General features: G+C 53.5%; 17 protein-coding genes. 6 read left to right on the top strand and 11 right to left on the bottom strand.

What is annotated here, in order from left to right:
• Nucleotides 1-278: 278 nt before the first annotated feature.
• Together ahpF and ahpC are read right to left on the bottom strand one after the other, a co-directional pair.
• Nucleotides 279-1844 carry an alkyl hydroperoxide reductase subunit F gene (gene ahpF / locus AAYN39_RS14945; RefSeq protein WP_000887645.1) on the bottom strand — a complete coding sequence of 522 codons (1566 nt, stop codon included), beginning with the start codon at nucleotides 1842-1844 and terminating at the stop codon, nucleotides 279-281.
• Between the two features lie 241 nt (nucleotides 1845-2085).
• A complete protein-coding gene (gene ahpC / locus AAYN39_RS14940) occupies nucleotides 2086-2649 on the bottom strand; it encodes an alkyl hydroperoxide reductase subunit C (RefSeq protein WP_000052802.1) in 564 nt (187 codons plus the stop codon).
• Nucleotides 2650-3088: 439 nt separating this feature from the next.
• Here ahpC and dsbG point away from each other — a divergent pair, with 439 nt between their 5' ends.
• The 4 genes from dsbG (at nucleotide 3089) to AAYN39_RS14920 (ending at nucleotide 7045) form a co-directional block, all read left to right on the top strand.
• The gene (gene dsbG, locus AAYN39_RS14935; protein WP_000597117.1) at nucleotides 3089-3835 is read left to right on the top strand and encodes a thiol:disulfide interchange protein DsbG; all 747 of its coding nucleotides are present in this window, start codon (nucleotides 3089-3091) and stop codon (nucleotides 3833-3835) included.
• Nucleotides 3836-4151: 316 nt separating this feature from the next.
• Entirely contained in the window at nucleotides 4152-5054 is a 903-nt protein-coding gene (locus AAYN39_RS14930) for a LysR family transcriptional regulator (RefSeq protein WP_000002489.1), read from the top strand.
• A 165-nt stretch (nucleotides 5055-5219) separates the two neighbouring features.
• A complete protein-coding gene (locus AAYN39_RS14925; RefSeq protein WP_000118145.1) occupies nucleotides 5220-6455 on the top strand; it encodes a phosphoadenosine phosphosulfate reductase in 1236 nt (411 codons plus the stop codon).
• The gene (locus tag AAYN39_RS14920) at nucleotides 6428-7045 is read left to right on the top strand and encodes a ParB/RepB/Spo0J family partition protein (RefSeq protein ID WP_001164761.1); all 618 of its coding nucleotides are present in this window, start codon (nucleotides 6428-6430) and stop codon (nucleotides 7043-7045) included. Before AAYN39_RS14925 ends, AAYN39_RS14920 begins: the two co-directional genes overlap by 28 nt.
• Here the strand turns inward: AAYN39_RS14920 and AAYN39_RS14915 are convergent, their stop codons facing one another.
• On the bottom strand, nucleotides 7046-8206 hold the full coding sequence (locus AAYN39_RS14915) for a pyridoxal phosphate-dependent aminotransferase (RefSeq protein ID WP_001245604.1): 1161 nt from the start codon (nucleotides 8204-8206) through the stop codon (nucleotides 7046-7048).
• Between the two features lie 126 nt (nucleotides 8207-8332).
• On the opposite strand from AAYN39_RS14915, the gene AAYN39_RS14910 reads away from it, so the two are divergent.
• On the top strand, nucleotides 8333-9421 hold the full coding sequence (locus tag AAYN39_RS14910; protein WP_001016858.1) for an oxidoreductase: 1089 nt from the start codon (nucleotides 8333-8335) through the stop codon (nucleotides 9419-9421).
• Nucleotides 9422-9456: 35 nt separating this feature from the next.
• Here AAYN39_RS14910 and AAYN39_RS14905 read toward each other — a convergent pair whose 3' ends face one another.
• The 7 genes from AAYN39_RS14905 to entC form a co-directional block, all read right to left on the bottom strand.
• Nucleotides 9457-9654 carry a YbdD/YjiX family protein gene (locus AAYN39_RS14905; protein WP_000460619.1) on the bottom strand — a complete coding sequence of 66 codons (198 nt, stop codon included), beginning with the start codon at nucleotides 9652-9654 and terminating at the stop codon, nucleotides 9457-9459.
• Between the two features lie 63 nt (nucleotides 9655-9717).
• Nucleotides 9718-11823: a pyruvate/proton symporter CstA gene (gene cstA / locus AAYN39_RS14900; protein WP_001043112.1), complete on the bottom strand. Its 2106-nt coding sequence runs from the start codon at nucleotides 11821-11823 to the stop codon at nucleotides 9718-9720.
• A gap of 181 nt (nucleotides 11824-12004) precedes the next feature.
• Nucleotides 12005-12418, bottom strand: a complete 414-nt coding sequence (gene entH / locus AAYN39_RS14895) for a proofreading thioesterase EntH (RefSeq protein ID WP_000637966.1) — start codon at nucleotides 12416-12418, stop codon at nucleotides 12005-12007.
• Between the two features lie 2 nt (nucleotides 12419-12420).
• The gene (entA, locus tag AAYN39_RS14890) at nucleotides 12421-13176 is read right to left on the bottom strand and encodes a 2,3-dihydro-2,3-dihydroxybenzoate dehydrogenase EntA (RefSeq protein ID WP_000135726.1); all 756 of its coding nucleotides are present in this window, start codon (nucleotides 13174-13176) and stop codon (nucleotides 12421-12423) included.
• Complete coding sequence (locus tag AAYN39_RS14885; protein ID WP_001007162.1) at nucleotides 13176-14033, bottom strand: isochorismatase family protein; 858 nt, start codon at nucleotides 14031-14033, stop codon at nucleotides 13176-13178. The genes entA and AAYN39_RS14885 overlap by 1 nt, the downstream gene beginning before the upstream one ends.
• 13 nt (nucleotides 14034-14046) lie before the next feature.
• Nucleotides 14047-15657: a (2,3-dihydroxybenzoyl)adenylate synthase EntE gene (gene entE, locus AAYN39_RS14880; RefSeq protein WP_001222444.1), complete on the bottom strand. Its 1611-nt coding sequence runs from the start codon at nucleotides 15655-15657 to the stop codon at nucleotides 14047-14049.
• 9 nt (nucleotides 15658-15666) lie between these two features.
• Entirely contained in the window at nucleotides 15667-16842 is a 1176-nt protein-coding gene (gene entC / locus AAYN39_RS14875; protein ID WP_000367596.1) for an isochorismate synthase EntC, read from the bottom strand.
• A gap of 307 nt (nucleotides 16843-17149) precedes the next feature.
• Between entC and fepB the strand changes: the two genes are divergently transcribed.
• Nucleotides 17150-18106 (top strand): Fe2+-enterobactin ABC transporter substrate-binding protein, encoded by a 957-nt coding sequence (gene fepB, locus AAYN39_RS14870; RefSeq protein WP_001239614.1) that lies wholly within the window; start codon nucleotides 17150-17152, stop codon nucleotides 18104-18106.
• 62 nt (nucleotides 18107-18168) lie between these two features.
• Here the strand turns inward: fepB and entS are convergent, their stop codons facing one another.
• Nucleotides 18169-19413 (bottom strand): enterobactin transporter EntS, encoded by a 1245-nt coding sequence (gene entS, locus AAYN39_RS14865; protein WP_001081657.1) that lies wholly within the window; start codon nucleotides 19411-19413, stop codon nucleotides 18169-18171.
• Between the last annotated feature and the right edge of the window lie 7 nt (nucleotides 19414-19420).

Raw genomic sequence — 19420 nt, 5'->3', positions numbered from 1 at the left:
TTGCAGTTGCCAGACCGCAAGATGTTTTAACAAATCAAAAGGGGTTTTAATAACTGGCTTAAAGCTGAAAGCTTTCCGGAACCCCCAGCCTAGCTGGGGGTTTTCCATAGACAAAAAACCGTCTGTTATTAACAGACGGTTTCAGAGTATTGATAATGAAGAACGTGTTTTACCCGGTGGCGTTCCCCAGGCATAAACACCGCAGGCCCGAATAGCTTACACTATCGGGCCATTTACGATGGCCAGTTAACTGGCCTTGCAGGTGTGCTTACTTCTTTTTATGCGATTTTGGTGCGAATCAGATAATCAAAGGCGCTCAACGAGGCTTTCGCCCCTTCGCCTGTGGCGATGATAATCTGTTTGTAAGGAACGGTGGTGCAATCGCCTGCGGCGAAGACGCCCTTAACGCTGGTTTCACATTTGGCGTCAATAATGATCTCGCCCATGCGGTTACGCTCAAGCACGCCTTCCAGCCAGTGGGTATTCGGCAAAAGACCAATCTGCACAAAAATTCCTGCCAGCGCGACGCTATGAATATCGCCGCTGACACGGTCACGATACTCCAGTCCCACCACTTTCGAACCGTCGCCCTTCACTTCTGTCGTTTGCGCATTCAAAATGATATCGACATTTTTCAGGCTACGCACTTTGTCCTGTAGCACCTGATCCGCCTTCATCTCCGGCGCGAACTCCAGCAACGTAACATGTTCTACAATACCTGCCAGATCGATAGCCGCTTCGACGCCGGAGTTGCCGCCGCCGATGACCGCCACACGCTTGCCTTTAAATAACGGACCGTCGCAGTGCGGGCAATAGGTGACGCCTTTGGTGCGATACTGATCCTCGCCCGGCACATTCATATTGCGCCATTTCGCGCCGGTGGCGATGATGATACTGCGCGCTTTCAAGACTGCGCCGGACGCCGTTTCAATCTGATGCAGGCCGCCTTCTGTCGCTGCCGGAACCAGTTTACTTGCGCTCTGGCTGTCGATAACGTCAACGTCGTAATCGCTGACATGCGCTTTCAGCGCGCCCGCCAGTTTCTGGCCTTCGGTTTTCGGCACCGAGATATAGTTTTCGATATCCACGGTATCCAGCACCTGACCGCCGAAGCGCTCGCCCATCAGACCGGTACGGATGCCTTTGCGCGCCGAGTAGACCGCCGCCGCCGCGCCCGCCGGGCCGGAGCCGACAATCAGCACGTCATACGCATCGCGTTTGTTCAGCGCTTCCGCCGCACGTTTTTCTGCGCCAGTATCCACTTTAGCGACAATCTCGGTCAGAGTCATACGTCCCTGGCCGAACTCTTTACCGTTGACAAACACCGCCGGAACGCCCATCACGTTACGTTCGGTGATTTCGTTCTGGAAGGTGCCGCCATCAATTGCCGTATGTTTAATACGCGGGTTCAGCACCGCCATCAGGTTCAGCGCCTGCACTACGTCCGGGCAGTTATGGCAGGAGAGTGAATAATAAGTTTCGAATTCAAAATCGCCGTCAATATCGCGAATCTGCTCCAGCAGCGACTGCGCTTCTTTTGACGGATGACCGCCGGTCCACAGCAACGCCAAAACCAGCGAGGTAAATTCGTGGCCCAGCGGAGAACCGGCAAAGCGCGGCCCCTGCTGAGAGCCTGGATTCGTAATCAGGAAAGACGGCTTGCGCACCGGCAGAGTATTGTCTTCTTTAAATGTGACTTTGTCGGACAGCTCGGCGATTTCAGCCAGCAGTTCCTTGATTTCCGCCGATTTAGCGCTGTCATCCAGCGTGGCAATCAGCTCAACAGGTTTGGTCAGTTTCTCAAGGTAAGCCCTGAGCTGGGTTTTCATATTTGTGTCGAGCATTCTTCTTCCCTCTCTGAAAACATCATCATGCAAGCCGACTTCGCGGGACTGCATTAATGCAACTTGCGTCATGGTGCTGAAATGAAATGGGCGCGGATGCGCCCATGACTGAAACAATTTCCAAAGTATTTCACGTCAGAGTAAGGCGGCTAGCCTGAGAATCCCCGGGAGCTTACTGAAGTAAGTGACCGGGGTGAGCAGGCAACGCCAACGCAGCTATGGCGTGAAAGACGACGGAAATTTAGATTTTACCGACCAGGTCTAAGGATGGAGCCAGAGTCGCTTCACCTTCTTTCCATTTCGCCGGGCATACTTCGCCTGGGTGAGCGGCAACATACTGTGCTGCTTTAATTTTACGCAGCAGGTCAGACGCGTCACGGCCGATACCTTCAGCGGTAACTTCGATCGCCTGAATGATACCCTGCGGGTCAACAACAAAGGTCGCACGGTCTGCCAGGCCTTCATCTTCACGCATGTTGTCGAAGTTACGGGTCAGGGCGCCAGTCGGGTCGCCGATCATCGCATATTTGATTTTTGCGATAGTTTCAGAGCTGCTGTGCCATGCTTTGTGCGTAAAGTGAGTATCGGTTGAGACGGAATAAACGTCTACGCCCAGCTTCTGCAGTTCTTCGTAATGGTCGGCAACGTCACCCAGTTCAGTCGGGCAAACAAAGGTAAAATCGGCCGGGTAGAAGAAGAAGACGCTCCAGCGGCCTTCGGTATCTTTCTCGGTGACTTCAATGAATTCACCGTTTTTGAACGCCTGGTTTTTGAAAGGTTTGATTTTGGTGTTAATTAAGGACATCTATACTTCCTCCGTGTTTTCGTTGAGGAGTAAGTTAACGAAATTTTGCTGATTCGGCTAATGCGTTTCCATTATCAAATCAATAAGCGTTAACTAACAACCCGATTCGGGCGACATTGTGAACACTGCGCCCTGTCAGCCATCTAAAGTAAAAAGGCCGCCTGACAGGCGGCCCCATTACCTGAACTACCCGTAGGTAACTTCAGAGCCAGTACGACTCGTCTTGCAAATGGCAGGCGTATTGCCTGCCACTCGAAATCCATAGCGTATATGCTGGCTAAGTGTTGCGCTCTACATTACCTTAACAAAGGCTGTAACAGCGAAAAGGATTACATCACCCCAGCACAGAAAGGGCAATCCTGGCACGCCAGCTCTTACCTATGTCTGCGATAGGCATCATCATTAATACTCTTTTCGCTTTGATATTAAAAAGAAAAATATGATTAAACGTACATTGCTGCTTGCTATGCTGCCCATTCTCGCCCACGCGGAAGAACTGCCTGCGCTGGTTAAAGCCATTGAAAAACAGAGCATAACAATCCTGAAATCCTTCGAGGCGCCGGGGGGCATGAAGGGCTATCTCGGAAAGTATCAGGATATGGGCGTCACGATTTACCTGACGCCGGACGGTAAACACGCGATTTCCGGCTATATGTATAATGAAAAAGGTGAAAATCTTAGCAACGCCCTGATAGAAAAAGAGATCTATGCGCCAGCCGGACGTGAAATGTGGCAGAAAATGGAAAAAGCGTCATGGATACTCGACGGTAAAAAAGACGCGCCGGTGGTGCTGTATGTCTTTGCCGATCCTTTCTGCCCCTATTGTAAGCAGTTTTGGCAACAAGCTCGTCCGTGGGTCGAATCCGGCAAGGTACAATTACGCACATTACTGGTCGGCGTGATTAAACCGGAAAGCCCGGCCACAGCCGCAGCGATTTTAGCCGCGAAAAACCCGGCGAAAACCTGGCATGACTATGAAGCCTCCGCAGGAAAGATGAAGCTGGAGGTTCCTGCGTCCATCCCCCCGGCGCAGATGAAAGTCATTAATCAGAATCAGCAGTTAATGGACGATCTTGGCGCTAACGCGACGCCAGCAATTTATTACATGAATAAAGATAAGATTTTGCAACAGGTTGTTGGTTTACCGGAAAAAGCGCAACTGGACGCCATGATGGGGCAGCCTTAACGCAGAAATTAGCAAGGCAGAAGCTTAACCGTACCACGCCCGACAGCGCTACGTTTGTCGGGCCAACCACCTCCCGGTATTAACGCGACGCCAGACCAAAATGTCATCCGGCACAGCCTTTTTAGGCTAACGGCGTGATTATATCAGGGTACGTTATGTCCGCCTTTACCGTAATTATTTACTCGCTAAAATATTCATAACTGTGGTATTTTAGTTTAAATAAACTCTACATTAAGTTTAATAAACATAATTCTGGTAAATTATTGAGATTAAGTCATAATCATGGAAGATACCATGATAATGCCGGGAAGATACTATGGCTAACCTTTACGACCTTAAAAAATTTGATCTTAACCTGTTGGTTATATTTGAATGTATTTATCAACATTTAAGCATTAGCAAAGCAGCGGAAACACTCTATATTACACCTTCTGCCGTCAGTCAGTCATTGCAACGCCTGCGCACGCAATTCAATGATCCTCTATTTATTCGCTCAGGCAAAGGAATTACGCCTACCGTAACAGGCATTAATTTACATTATCATTTAGAAAATAACCTTAACAGCCTGGAACAAACTATTAATATAATGAATCAGTCCAGTCTGAAGAAAAAATTTATTATCTACAGCCCACAGCTGTTGATCACCCAATATGCGATGAAATTAGTTAAATATATCCGCAAAGATCCACAGGTTGAAATTGAACATCACGACATTTTGACCACTGACGAACTGCCTGAAGATCTGCTTGCCTACCGCAAAGCAGATGTTGTGGTTTCAATGGCCCCACTTAATAATCGTTCTATTGTTTGTACTCACTTTAATAGGCTAGAATGTATCCTGGTTTGCAGTGAAAATCATCCCCGACTAGGCGACACCGCCACTATCGATGAAATTCTACAAGAGTCATTTACGCAACTCGTCTCCCGGGCAACCGGTATGAAAGAGTATCATTCACTTATAGATGATGTGCTGGGGGAGAGAATAATTGGTTTAAGAAGCAAATCGGTGATGACTATCGCCAACTCCATCAGCTCCACGGAGCTTATTGGTTTTTTACCACAAACATTTGTTGACTATTACTCTTCCTCTATCAAACTTAAAAAAGTCGCCACACCTTTTACCATTGCTCCTATACAATTCTATCTTATGTACAATAGAGCTTCGCTGAATAATAGCGGATTTGCTGAGCTCATTGAGTACATCACAAAAAAGCGTTAATAAGGAGATCAGAGAACGAGTAATAATATAAATTAAGTGTATACATTCGTAGAATGTATTTACTTAGAGAATATAATAAGACATTGCAAGTTCATATAATCAGATTATCCTTTATGTTAATTATTGCGAATATATTGTAGTTAACACATTGGAGACTATCCAGAGATGTCGGTTTATAAAGTTCCGCTTGAGCAAAATGTTCTGGAAGCGGCTCAAGAGCGTATAACATGGCCCCTGGAAACTTTACCCCGGGTCTGCGTCTCATTTTCTGGTGGTAAAGATTCAGGACTTATGCTGCACCTGACGGCAACGTTGGCGCGCAAAATGAATAAAAAGATCCACGTTCTTTTCATTGACTGGGAAGCGCAATTCTCCTGTACTATCGCTTATATTGAATCGTTACGTGAATACTACGCGGACGTTATTGAGCGTTTTTATTGGGTCGCATTACCCTTAACCACACAAAATTCCCTTTCACAATACCAGCCGGAGTGGCAGTGTTGGCAGCCGGGAACCGACTGGGTACGACAACCGCCAGAAGATGCGATTACCGATCCGGCCTTTTTTTCCTTTTATCAACACGGCATGACTTTTGAACAGTTCGTTCGCGATTTTGCCGACTGGTTTTCAGAAAAGCGCCCTGCCGCTATGCTGGTCGGTATTCGTTCCGACGAATCCTATAACCGGTTTGTCGCTATCGCTAACTCGCATAAGCTGCGCTTTGCCGACGATAAGCCCTGGACCACGTTGGCCCCCAAGGGGCACACCTGGTATATCTACCCCATCTATGACTGGAAAACCGCAGATATCTGGACCTGGTTCGCCAAAACAGGTAAATCATGTAACCCCTTGTATAATTTGATGTATCAGGCTGGCGTACCGGTCCGTTACATGCGTATTTGCGAACCATTCGGCCCGGAACAACGGCAGGGGTTATGGCTGTATCATGTTATCGAACCTGAGCGCTGGGCGGCCATGTACGCCAGAGTCAGCGGCGTACTCAGCGGAGGAATATACGCCGGGCAGGACAGCCATTTTTACGGCCACCGGAAAATTTTAAAACCCGATCACCTTAACTGGGAGGAGTACGCGCTGCTCCTGCTACACAGTATGCCTGAAGTCACTGCCGAACATTACCGTAATAAAATCGCCGTTTATTTGCAGTGGTATAAGAAAAAAGGCATGAACACCATTCCACAGACGCAGCAGGGCGATATCGGATCGCGGGATATTCCGTCATGGCGACGGATCTGCAAAGTATTACTGAACAATGATTACTGGTGCCGGGCGCTGTCATTCAGTCCGACAAAACCTAAGAGTTACCAGCGTTATAACGAACGCATGAAAGCTAAACGCCAGGAATGGGGGATCTTATGCAACACCGACTCACAACCGAAATAACTCACTTTCTCTCTGGACTGCCTGAAGAGGAAAGGATCGCCGCCATTAATGAATTTAGAAGGGCGATACATAACGTTAGTCCTTTTCGCGATGAGCCAGTCGATTGTGTCCTGTGGGTGAAAAACGATCATATTTCGCCTAATGACTACAACCCGAATAACGTTGCGCCACCGGAGAAAAAATTGCTGCTTAAATCGATTGAAAAAGATGGCTTTACTCAGCCGATTGTGGTGGTAAAGGCCAATACGGAGGAATACGAGATTGTAGACGGCTTTCACCGTCATGAGTTGGGCAAAGGAAAAGCGGTCCTGAAAAGGCGCCTGAAAGGTTATCTGCCGGTAGCGTGTCTGGACAGAGAACGTCACGAACGGATGGCGGCAACCATCCGGCATAACCGCGCGCGCGGACGCCACCAGATCCACGCTATGTCCGAAATCGTACGCGAACTTTCTCAGCTAGGCTGGGACGAGAGCAAAATCGGACAGGAGTTAGGTATGGACGCCGATGAAGTCCTGCGCCTGAAACAGATCAACGGACTGCAGGAACTCTTTGCAGACCGTCGATTCTCCAGAGCGTGGACGGTTAAATAACTACAGTTTACACAGGCGCTCTGCGGCGGCCAGCAGCGTTGATTCCTGTTTAGCGAAACATAAACGTATAAGCTGATGCGGGAAAGGGGCGGCGCAAAAGACAGAGAGCGGAATAGCGGCGACACCGACTTCTTCGGTTAGCCACTGACAAAACTCAACGTCATTTAGCGTCGACACTGCGCTGTAATCGATTAACAAAAAATAGGTACCTTCACAGGGCAGCACTTTTAATCGGCTTTGCGCCAGCGCGTTAACCAGCACATCGCGTTTTTTCCGGTAAAAATCGGGTAACGCGCGATAGTGTTCCGGCGCGGCGCGCAGCATATCCGCCAGCGCCAGTTGCGCCGGCGTATTGACGCAAAACGTCAGGTACTGGTGAACTTTGCGTATTTCGGCGCTAATGGCCGCAGGCGCAACGCAGTAACCAATCTTCCATCCCGTCATATGAAAGGTTTTACCAAACGATGAAACGGCAACCGCCCGCTCTCGTAACTGAGGGTGCGCCAGTACGCTGGCATGACCTTCGGCGGCAAAACAAATATGCTCGTACACTTCATCGCTTAATACATAAATTTCCCGCTCGCCGATAGCCTGCCACAGCGCCTCGATATCCGCCTGACGCCAGACGGTAGCGGTGGGATTATGCGGCGTATTGAGGATCACCAGCCGCGTGCGCTCGCTAAGCAACGCCGAAAACGCCTGCCAGTCGACGCGAAAATGCGGCGGCGTAAGCGCTATGCGTTTTAACACGCCGCCGGAAAGCGCCACGGCCGGGGCATAGCTGTCGTAACTGGGATCGAAACAGATAACCTCATCCCCTGCCCGCACCAGCGCGGTAATCGCCGCATACAGCGCTTCTGTCGCGCCCGCCGTGACGGTGATATCACTTACGTCATCGGGTCGATAACCATATATTTCCGCCGTTTTATCGGCTATGGCCTCCCGCAGCGCCTGCGCGCCCGTCATCGGCGCATATTGATTCGCGCCCTGCGCGACATGATAAGCCAACCGCTCGTGCAAATAAGAAGGACCATCAAAATCAGGGAAGCCTTGCGATAAATTTATTGCCTGATGTTTCTGCGCCAGCGCGCTCATTTGCGTAAAAATCGTGGTGCCAAGATTGGGCAATTTGCTCTTTGGAATCAGTGGGTTATTTCTCATTATCTTCATACCCGCCAGTGATGTGGTTGTTGACACACTATCACAGGGTGTTAGTATTTGGCAATCAAGACGTTTAGATGTCTAAATATAATAACAGCGGTGAGAAGACCCTAAGGACAACACAACATGAACCACACTGAGATCCGCGTCGTTACCGGCCCGGCGAATTATTTTTCCCATGCAGGAAGCCTCGAAAGACTGACCGACTTTTTCACGCCGGAACAGCTTTCCCACGCTGTTTGGGTGTACGGCGAACGCGCGATTGCCGCCGCCCGGCCTTACCTGCCGGAAGCGTTTGAACGTGCTGGCGCAAAACATCTGCAGTTTACCGGCCATTGTAGCGAACGCCATGTTGCCCAACTGGCGCACGCCTGCAACGACGATCGTCAGGTGGTAATAGGCGTCGGCGGCGGCGCGCTGCTCGATACCGCCAAAGCGCACGCCCGCCGTCTGGCGCTGCCGTTTGTCGCTATCCCGACGATCGCGGCGACCTGCGCCGCCTGGACACCGCTTTCCGTCTGGTATAACGACGCGGGACAGGCGTTACAGTTCGAAATTTTTGATGATGCCAATTTTCTGGTGCTGGTCGAACCGCGCATTATTCTGCAGGCGCCCGATGACTATCTGTTAGCTGGCATTGGCGATACGCTGGCGAAATGGTATGAAGCCGTTGTGCTTGCGCCGCAGCCTGAAACGTTGCCATTGACCGTAAGGCTGGGCATTAACAGCGCGTGCGCTATTCGCGATCTCCTACTGACCAGCAGCGAACAAGCATTAGCGGATAAACAGCAGCGTCGGCTGACCCAGGCATTTTGCGACGTGGTGGATGCGATTATTGCTGGCGGCGGTATGGTCGGCGGCCTCGGGGAACGCTATACCCGTGTCGCCGCCGCCCATGCGGTACACAACGGTCTGACCGTCCTGCCGCAAACGGAAAAATTCCTGCACGGAACGAAAGTGGCTTATGGCATTCTGGTGCAAAGCGCGCTACTGGGACAAGATGACGTGCTGGCGCAATTGATTACAGCGTACCGGCGATTTCATCTGCCGACCCGGCTTAGCGAACTGGACGTGGATATTCATAACACCGCAGAGATCGATAGGGTCATCGCGCATACCCTGCGCCCGGTCGAATCTATCCACTATTTACCGGTGACGTTAACGCCAGACACCCTGCGTGCGGCGTTTGAAAAAGTTGAATTTTTCAGAATATAGCCTGGTGGCGTTGCGCTTGTCAGACCTGGCAACCATCAGCAGCAACGCGCGCCGCCTTTTCCACCATAGCGCGCATCCTGCCGCTCGCGGAAAAATTCTTCATAGGTCATCGGCGTCTGATCCGGATGCGTTATGCGCATATGTTCCACATAGTTGTCGTAGTCTGGCACGCCAATCATCATTTTTGCTGCCTGTCCCAGATATTTTCCGGCTTTCGAAAGCGTATCGAACATCGTTGTCACCTGTCATCCAAACGCCCTCTCCTTATTCTGGAGAGGGCTATTGATGAAAAAAGATTAGTGCGCGCCTTTCGCTTGCGTCACGATCTCATCCACATTTTCCGGCATCGGCTCATACGGCGTTTCATTCGCCGTCGGTTTATCAATCTTCAGAGCGGCCAGCGCCGTCTTAATAGAGAAGACCGCCAGCACCACGACCACCACCATAAAGAAGATGGTTAGCCCGGCATCCAGACGGTTATTGAATACCAACTGCGCGAGCTGCGATTCGGTGTACTGCGGCGGAATATTGCCGCTGTCGATCATCGCCTGGAATTTATTGGCAATGGCCAGGAAGCCGATTTTCGCATCCGGACTAAACGCTTTCTGCCAGCCCGCCGTCAGCGTACAAATCAGCAGCCAGGCCGTCGGCACCAGCGCGACCCACGCATAACGCTGACGCTTCATTTTGAAAAGTACCACGGCGCAAAGCATCAGCGCCATCCCCGCCAGCATCTGGTTGGCGATGCCAAACAGCGGCCACAGGGTGTTAATACCGCCCAACGGATCGACCACGCCCTGATGGAGGAAATACCCCCACGCCAGCACGCACAATGCCGTAGCAAGCAGGTTCGCTGGCAGCGAATCGGTACGTTTCAGCCCTGGCGACACTACGCCCAACAAATCCTGCAACATAAAGCGCGCCGCACGGGTACCCGCATCCACCGCCGTCAGAATAAACAGCGCTTCAAACAGAATGGCGAAGTGATACCAGAACGCCACATCCATCATGCCGCCCAACGCGCCATGTAAAATGTAGGCCATCCCTACCGCCAGCGTTGGCGCACCACCTGCGCGGGAGATAATGGATTGTTCGCCGACTTCATTGGCAATCTGGTGTAACGTATCCGGCGTGATAGCGAACCCCCAACTACTGACCACCTGCGCGGCAGAAGCTACGACATCCGCTGTCCCCGCTGGCGCCAGTACCGCCATCGGGCTATTCATCGCAAAGTAAACGCCCGGATCGATAATACAGGCGGAGACCAGCGCCATAATGGCGACGAAAGATTCCATTAACATCCCGCCGTAGCCGATAAAGCAGGCCTGGCCTTCGTTGGCCAACATCTTCGGCGTCGTGCCGGAGGAGATGAGCGCATGGAAACCGGATACCGCGCCGCAGGCGATGGTAATAAACAGGAACGGGAACAGGTCGCCCGTCCAGACGGGTCCGGTACCATCAACAAATTTGGTCAGCGCCGGCATGGTCAGCGTCGGACGCATAATCAGAATCCCGACTGCCAGACCGACAATCGTACCAATTTTCAGGAAGGTAGAGAGGTAATCACGCGGCGCGAGCAGCAGCCAGACCGGCAGTACCGCCGCGACAAAACCATAACCCACCAGCATCCAGGTAAGCTGCACGCCAGTAAAATCAAAGTACGGCGCCCAGGTTGGGCTTGCCGCCACCCATCCCCCGGAAATAATAGCGAAAATAAGAAATACCAGCCCAATGACCGACACCTCGCCGATGCGCCCCGGACGCAGATAACGCAGATAGATGCCCATAAAAATCGCCAGTGGAATAGTGAACGCGACAGTGTACGTTCCCCACGGGCTATGGGTCAGCGCTTTCACCACGATCATCGCCAGGACGGCCAGAATGATCACCATGATCATAAAGCAGGCTACCAGCACGATCACCCCTGCCGTCGCGCCCATCTCCTCTTTAACCAGCTCGCCAAGCGAACGCCCATCGCGCCGGGTCGAGACGAACAGCACCATAAAGTCCTGCACCGCTCCCGCCAGCACGACGCCCGCCAGCAGCCAGATCATCCCCGGCAGATAGCCCATCTGCGCCGCCAGTACCGGCCCGACCAGCGGACCTGCGCCAGCAATGGCCGCAAAATGGTGACCGAACAGCACTTTTTTATCGGTCGGGACATAATCCAGACCATCATTATGACGTACCGCGGGCGTCATACGCGTTGGGTCAACCGCCAGCACTTTTTTGGCGATATAGAGCCCATAAAAACGATACGCAATAAGATAGACACAGACCGACGCCACCACGATCCATAGCGCGTTGATCTGTTCCCCACGATTTAACGCAATATAGCCTAGGGCAAACGCACCCAATACTGAGAGCGCTGTCCAGACGAGGTATTTCCCTGATTTATTCATAGTTGTTGTCCGTTTGGGTGTTCCAGAGAGATGTTACATTTTGTTTCTATGACACCTTTACCGTAATTAACAACACAACAACATGATAAAACCGGATTGTTACCCATTTTTTACATTACAGTGTTAACCAGATCACTTCCTTTCTTCGTTAATGCTGCAATTGCATTTTACTTTGCCAGAACTATCCCATTACCGCCGTTCCCAGGCGACAAGTGCAGCAGCGCCTCCCCTGCTCGTCAAAGAGCGTAATTTCCCAGCTTTGATTCTGCCGCCCCAGATGCAGCGGCAGGCAAACGCCGCGTACTTTCCCCTGCGAGACGGCGCGGTGATGGGTGGCGTTTAACTCGGTCCCGACCACGCACTGCCCGTCGCGGGTCATCAGATAACCCGCCATTGATCCTAACGTCTCCGCCAGCGCTGCCGATGCGCCGCCATGTAGCAGACCAAACGGTTGATGAGTGCGGGCATCGACGGGCATTTCCGCCTCCAGCACGTCATCGCCCAGACGGGTGTAAACAATGCCCAGATGCGCCACCAGCGTGTTCTGACTGGTAGCATTCAATTCATCCAGCGTTAAATGCCGTTTCCAGATCATCGTCAGGCTCCCAATGTTGAACCGCCGTCCACCACGATATCCTGCAAGGTAATGTGGCTGGCCAGATCGGAGGCAAGAAACAAAATGGTATTGGCTATCTCCTGCGGACGGGCGATTTTACCGAGCGGTATGCCGAGCTTAAACTGTTCGCCGAAACCGCGAATGCGCTGCTGTTCGGCATCTTCACTCACCCATAACGTGCGCTGCATATCGGTGTCGGTCGAGCCCGGCGACACCACATTACAGCGTACCCCGCAGCCCGCCAGCTCCAGCCCTACGGTTAGCGCCAGGCTTTTCAGCGCCGCTTTAGAGGCGCCGTAAGCGCCCATACCGATACGCGGCGTATGCGCCGCATCTGAGGCTACGGTGACAATCGCCCCTCCCTGCTGACGGCGAAACTGCGCCATCGTCTGGGAAAACAGGTTAAATGCCCCGCCCACATTGACCGCAAATGTCTGCTGCCAGTCGTCGACGTTAAGCGCGTCGGTCGCTCCCATACGCAAAATACCGGCGGCGTTGACCAGCACATCCAGCCGCGGCGTTTTTTGCAACACACGCTGGCACACCTGCGCAACCTGTGCGGCATCCGCCACATCCATAACTTCGGTAGCAAAGGGATAATTCTCTTGCGTAAATTCGCGATCGAAGCCGATCACCCGCGCCCCGGCGTCGACAAACGCCAGCGCCGTCGCGTAACCGATCCCTTTCCCCGCCCCGGTCACCCATACCGTTTTGTCTGAAAAATCAAAGCTGGCCATTACTCTACCCCGCGAGAAAGCAGCGCCCACCAGGCGTCAATGGTCGGATTTTTCGCCAGCATCACGAAGTCGATATCGCCGTGTACTTTACGCCAGCGCGCCGCCAGCCCCATCATGCGTACTGAATCCAGGCCATAATCAATCAGGTTTTCATCATCCAGCGGCTCGTCGGTCTCATCCAGTAACGGCAGAATCAACGCCCGCAGCGCCGCTTTACTGGCAGGAATCGGCGTCGGCAGCAGCGACTCTGTCATGACGACGCGACCGGAACGCCCCGCCACATAGTTCAGCGCCATCAGATGCTCTTCCCGACTGAAATCCGCCAGCGCATCCGCCACCATAAACGGCTTAATGTCGCGCATAAACGCATCGGTAGCGGTGGTCATACAGCCAATATGTGCATATACGCCGGTAATGATGAGCTGATTGCGTCCGGTATCTTTTAACATCTGTTCCAGCGGCGAGCGGTGAAACGCGCTATAACGCCACTTCACCAGCACCGTATCCGCCTCATCCGGCGTTAAGGCTTCTACCACCTTCTGCTGTTCCGGAGAGCGCGTCAGTCCCGGTCCCCACATATCATTGAGTAACGCGCGATCTTCATCGCTTTGCTCTTTCGGCTGAGCGGTGTAATAAACCGGGATATGATGTTCCTTACAGTACTGGCGCAGAGCGGCGATATTGGCAATTACCTGGTCCATCATTGGGCAATTGCGGCCCCAAAAGCTGACAAAGTAATCCTGCATATCGTGGATGAGCAGCGCCGCGCGCTCCGGCTCAAATGCCCAGTTCACTTTGTTGGTCGGGATATCCAGTGCGGTGGGCAGCGCGTAAGACTGTAGTTTCGGGATTGCCATCTCTCTTTCTCCTTCAGAGCGGTGAACGTGACGCCAACCGCTGGCGTAATTGTTTTTTATCGACTTTACCAACCGGCGTCAGCGGCAGTGACGCAACGCACTCCACGCGATCCGGTAATTTAAATTCCGCCACGCCCTGCTCTCGCAGGAAACGGCGTACCTGTACCGCTCGCAGCGGCTCTTTTACCACCAGATATGCGCAACTTTTTTCCCCCAGCAGTTCATCTTCCATGCTGACCAGCGCCGCATGGATCACCGCCGGGTGGCGCAGTAACAGGTTTTCTATCTCTTCGGCGGCTATCTTCTCGCCGCCCCGGTTGATCTGATCTTTTTCACGCCCGTGAACGGTGATGTAGCCGTCTTGATCAATGGAGATCAGATCGCCGGAACAGTAAAAACCGTTGGCGTCAAAGGCGCTGACATTGTGTTGCGGACTGTTGAAATAGCCGCGAAAAGTATAGGGGCCGCGCGTCATCAGACGACCAATCTCGCCCGGCGGCAGTGGATTCCCGTCGGCATCCGCCACCCACACTTCGTCGTCCGGACACATGGGTCTTCCCTGGGTATTGATAATCCGTTCCGGGCTATCGTCCAGCCGGGTATAGTTCACTAACCCTTCCGCCATGCCGAAGACCTGCTGCAACTGACAGCCAATTTCAGCCGGAATACGGGCGGCCAGCGTCGCAGAAAGCCGCGCGCCGCCAACCTGCAATAACCTTAATGACGCCAGCGGCGCATTGCCGCCCCACTCCTGGATAGCCTGTAGCCATAGACTGACCGCGGGCGGCACCAGCGCCGTGGCATTAATCTGGTGTTTTTCGATCAGCGGGAAACAGAGCGTGGCGCCAGGATCGGTCGCCAGCACTACCGTTCCTTTGGCGAGAAAAACGCCCAGCGCGCCCGGCGAACTCATGGCGTAGTTATGCGCGGCGGGAATCGCGCACAGAAAACGCGTCTCCTCGTTGAAACCGCAAATCTCATTGCTGCGGCGCACGCTGTAGTAATAGTCGTTATGGGTACGGGGAATAAGCTTTGGCGTGCCGGTAGTACCGCCGGAAAGCTGAAAGTAGGCCACTTCGTCAGCAGGTGATGGCGTGGCGGTGAAACCTTCCGCCGCCTGCCGCATCGCCGCGTCCAGGCTGTGATCGCCGTCGTCGTTGCGCAATAACACCACCCGCGCAGAGCGGTGTTCAGCCACAAACCTGTTGAGAAAGTCCTCCCCGGCGAACAGCGTATGTTGGCGATCGGCAATCACCAGCGTCGGCGCGATCTGCATCGCATAGGCGTTAAGTTCGGTACGTTGATGGCTAAACAGCGCCAGAACGGGCGCTACGCCAAGCTTCAACAGGGCGAAAAAGGTGATATACAGTTCCGGTACATTCCCCAGTTGTACCAGAGCGGTTTCGCCAGGTTTGATGCCCTGACGGCGTAAACTGCAGGCCAGATTATCCGCGGCCTGGTTTAGCTGGCGATAGCTGAATGCGCGCTCGCCTTCAATGACCGCCGTCTTATCGCTGTCAGCGTGGCGGGTCAGAATATCGGTCAACGGCACGTCTTGCCAGTAGCCTTTTTCACGATAACGGCGGGCAAATTCATCCGGCCAACGGGTGAAAGGTATACGCATCATCGTTCCTTAATGCAGTCCAAAAACGTTCAACATCGTAGAGAGCTTGACGCCGGTTTCCCGCCACTCGCCGACTGGCGAAGAGGCAGGAACAATCCCGGCGCCGGCGAACAGGCGCACCTGATTACCGTGCAATTTCGCACAACGAATCGTCACTACCCACTCGCCGTTTCCTTCGGCATCGCACCAGCCGACAATGCCGCCAAACAGTTCACGATCGAACGGCTCCAGTTCAGCAATCAGCTTTTTCGCGACCTGATGGGGGAAACCGCTTAACGCAGGGGTCGGATGCAGCAGACAGGCCAGCGTAAGCGCGTTTTCTCCGGCGTTGGCCTTGCCCTCAAACGGCGTACCGAGATGCCATAGCGTCGGCGTGGTGATCAACTGCGGAGAGGAAGGTAATTGCAGTTCCGTGCTGCGATCGCGCAGGATCTGCTTCATCGCCTGCGTCACCAGCTCATGTTCATGGCGATCTTTTTGTGAAGCCAGCAGTCGGTTTCCCGCCTCGCGATCCAGAACGTCATCGGGCTGTCGGCGTGCCGAGCCTGCTAACGGCAGCGAACTAAACCGCTCGCCCTCCTTGCGTAGCAGCAATTCGGGGCTGGCGCCCAGCAGAACGCCGCCATCCGCCAGTGGCACATGGAAGTTGTAACTAACTGGATTCTGCGCAACCAGCCGCTCCAGCAATGCTCCGCTATCCACCGCCACATCAGTGGTGATATCTATCAGCCGGGAAAGCACCACTTTATCGACGTCTGGCGTGGCGGTCAGCATAGCCGCGCGTGCGACCATCGCTTCAAAAGCATCCTGCTCCGGAATCGCCTTTCGCGCCGTCACCGTCAGCGGCTGATGGTCAGTAAAATAACGCGCCGTGCGCTGCTTTTGCTGGCGGGAAAAGGACTGCCACGCCATCGGGATAAATAGCGACGACGGCTGACGGGTATCAAAGGGGATCGCCCCCACCAGGATAGGGTTGGCGATGCCCTGCGATTTGGCCTCGGCAAACTGCTGGCGCAATTTCTGCTGGAAAGGGCTATCCGGCGAATCTCCGGCAACCGCAGGCTCGGTATAACGGGCGAAGCACCCGGAAGTGGTAAAACTGCGATACGGCGACATGAAGAAAAAGCGATCGGGAGCAAGCGTTGCCATTGTCTCCTGAGCGTCCTCGGCCAGTGACATATCCATATCATCCTCCAATGATAAAGGCTTATATACACTTCATCTTTCAAGCTGCCTCTTTGTTGGCTGCGATCAGAAACCCCGGTCACACAGTTATCTATGCCCGCGGGGATTCTTCCCTTGCCGTCGCGATGCTTCTTGAATGATTTTGTGTATAATAATGATTATTATTTCTATTTTTAGTGCGCTAACCTAAGAGTAAAACGTCGCTCTGTCAACTCTGGTCATGAGTTAAATGGCACTAAGGCTTGCATCTCGCTGCCGCTGACATGAAAATGAGAAGCATTAACTTTATTAATAACAGGACGCTATTGTGAGACTCTCCGCCTTTTATCGTTGGCTGCTTTTAGTGGTTGGTTTATCAATTTCAGGAATATCCTTAGCCCAGGACGCCGGTTGGCCCCGGCAAATCCAGGACAGCCGAGGCGTTCATACTCTGGACCACAAACCCGCGCGTATCGTCTCTACCAGCGTGACGTTAACAGGCTCGCTGCTGGCGATTGATGCGCCCGTCGTCGCCAGCGGAGCCACTACGCCGAATAACCGTTTTGCCGACGATCAAGGGTTTATGCGCCAGTGGAGCGATGTAGCAAAGGCTCGCCATGTCGCCCGGCTGTACATCGGCGAACCGAATGCCGAAACGGTCGCCGCGCAAATGCCGGATCTCATTTTGATTAGCGCCACCGGCGGCGACTCCGCGCTGGCGCTTTACGATCAGCTCTCCGCCATCGCGCCGACACTCGTCATCAATTATGACGATAAAAGCTGGCAGAGTTTGCTCACGCAGCTTGGCGAGATCACCGGTCAGGAGAAACAGGCCGCCGCGCGAATAGCGGAATTTGAGGCGCAACTGACGACGGTTAAACAGCGAATCGCCCTGCCGCCGCAGCCGGTTAGCGCGCTGGTGTATACTCCTGCCGCGCATAGCGCCAATCTGTGGACGCCAGAATCAGCACAAGGCAAGCTATTGACGCAGTTAGGCTTTACGCTGGCGACATTGCCCCAAGGGCTGCAAACCAGCAAAAGCCAGGGTAAGCGCCACGATATCATTCAGCTTGGCGGTGAAAATCTGGCCGCCGGGTTAAACGGCGAATCTCTTTTCCTGTTTGCCGGCGACAACAACGATGTTGCGGCCCTTTACGCCAATCCGCTGCTGGCGCACCTGCCAGCGGTGCAAAATAAGCGCGTCTATGCCCTGGGTACGGAGACGTTCCGTCTGGATTATTACAGCGCAACGTTGCTGCTTAATCGACTGGCCGCCCTGTTTTAGCCTTATCGGAGTCTTATCCGACTGACCAGACAGATTTGGTCAGTCGGATAAACGCGTCTTCATCAGCCAGCATCGCTAACCGGCGGCGTCTGGCGAAAACGGCGTAGCTCGCCCAGCACTAACAGCAGCAGCAAACCGATAATCACCAGCCCGAATCCACTCACGCTCGCGGAAGCGACCGGCGTCATCATTGCGCCAAGACCGCCTAACAGCGCCGCGCCGATAGCGTCTCCCGTGACGTTTTGCGCGGTCCACAGGCCGTTCATTCGCCCCAGCATATTTTCCGGCGTCTGGGTTTGCAGCAGAGTGTATTGTAATAACGAACTGATGGCGCTAAGCCAGCCAAATAGCGCCAGACAGATAACACCAGCGATCCAGATCGGCATGATGGCGAACAGCCCCACCGCCAGAAAAGAACCGACTGTCGAAACCAGCATAATGAGCCCCGGACGAACGCTATGCGCCAGTTGTCCGCTGGTCAGCGCGCCAATGGCCGCCCCCAGCGGAATTGCCGCATACAGCAAACCGATTTGCGCCGCCGACATCTGCCAGCTCATCGCCAGCGCCGGATAGAGGACGCGTACCGCGCTTGCCATCGTCACCAGGCCGCCAAGCAGCGCAATACCGCCGATAAGCGGACTGGCGAGCAAAAAACGAAATGCCGCCAGTAACGCGATAAATGGATTTTCCCGCGGCTGCGGAGGAACAGGCAGTCGCGGCAGCGTCAGTAACGGCAATAGCGTAATAAACGTCCCGGCGGCCGCCAGCCCATAGTTCCAGGCTACGCCGCCGCTGGCAAGCAATATGCCCCCCAACATCGGCGAAATAACCGATCCCAGACGTACCGTCAGCATGGTAATCGCGCCGGCCTGCATCAGATTTTCTCTTCCGACCAGCGCTGGCGTCGCCGCCAGTAACGCGGTCACGCCCAGAGACGCGAAAAAGCCGTCCCACAGGCCAAGGAGATATATCGCCAGCAATGACGGTTCCGGCAGCAGCGCGTTCACGCACAGACCAATAAAGCCAATACCGCAAGTACCGCGCGCCAGCAGAATCACCTTTTTGCGTTCGTAGCGATCGGCCAGTACGCCGCCCACCATTAAGCCAATAAACATGGCGCCGCCGGTTAACGTTACCGACAGCCCTACCTGCCAGGTAGAGTGCGTCATCATTTGGATCTGTACCGGAACCGCCACGCCAAGCAGCCCCAGCGAGACAATAGAGATAAAACGGGCCAGAAATACTGCGCGAAATGCAGGGTGCGTCTTCAACAGGCTGAGATTGAGCAGCCAGGATTGTCGATTCATTACAACG

Origin of the sequence: Salmonella sp. K21076 (assembly GCF_039650795.1) — a bacterium.
Taxonomy (GTDB): Bacteria; Pseudomonadota; Gammaproteobacteria; order Enterobacterales; family Enterobacteriaceae; genus Salmonella; species Salmonella enterica.
This window is presented reverse-complemented; position numbering and strand designations above follow the sequence as displayed.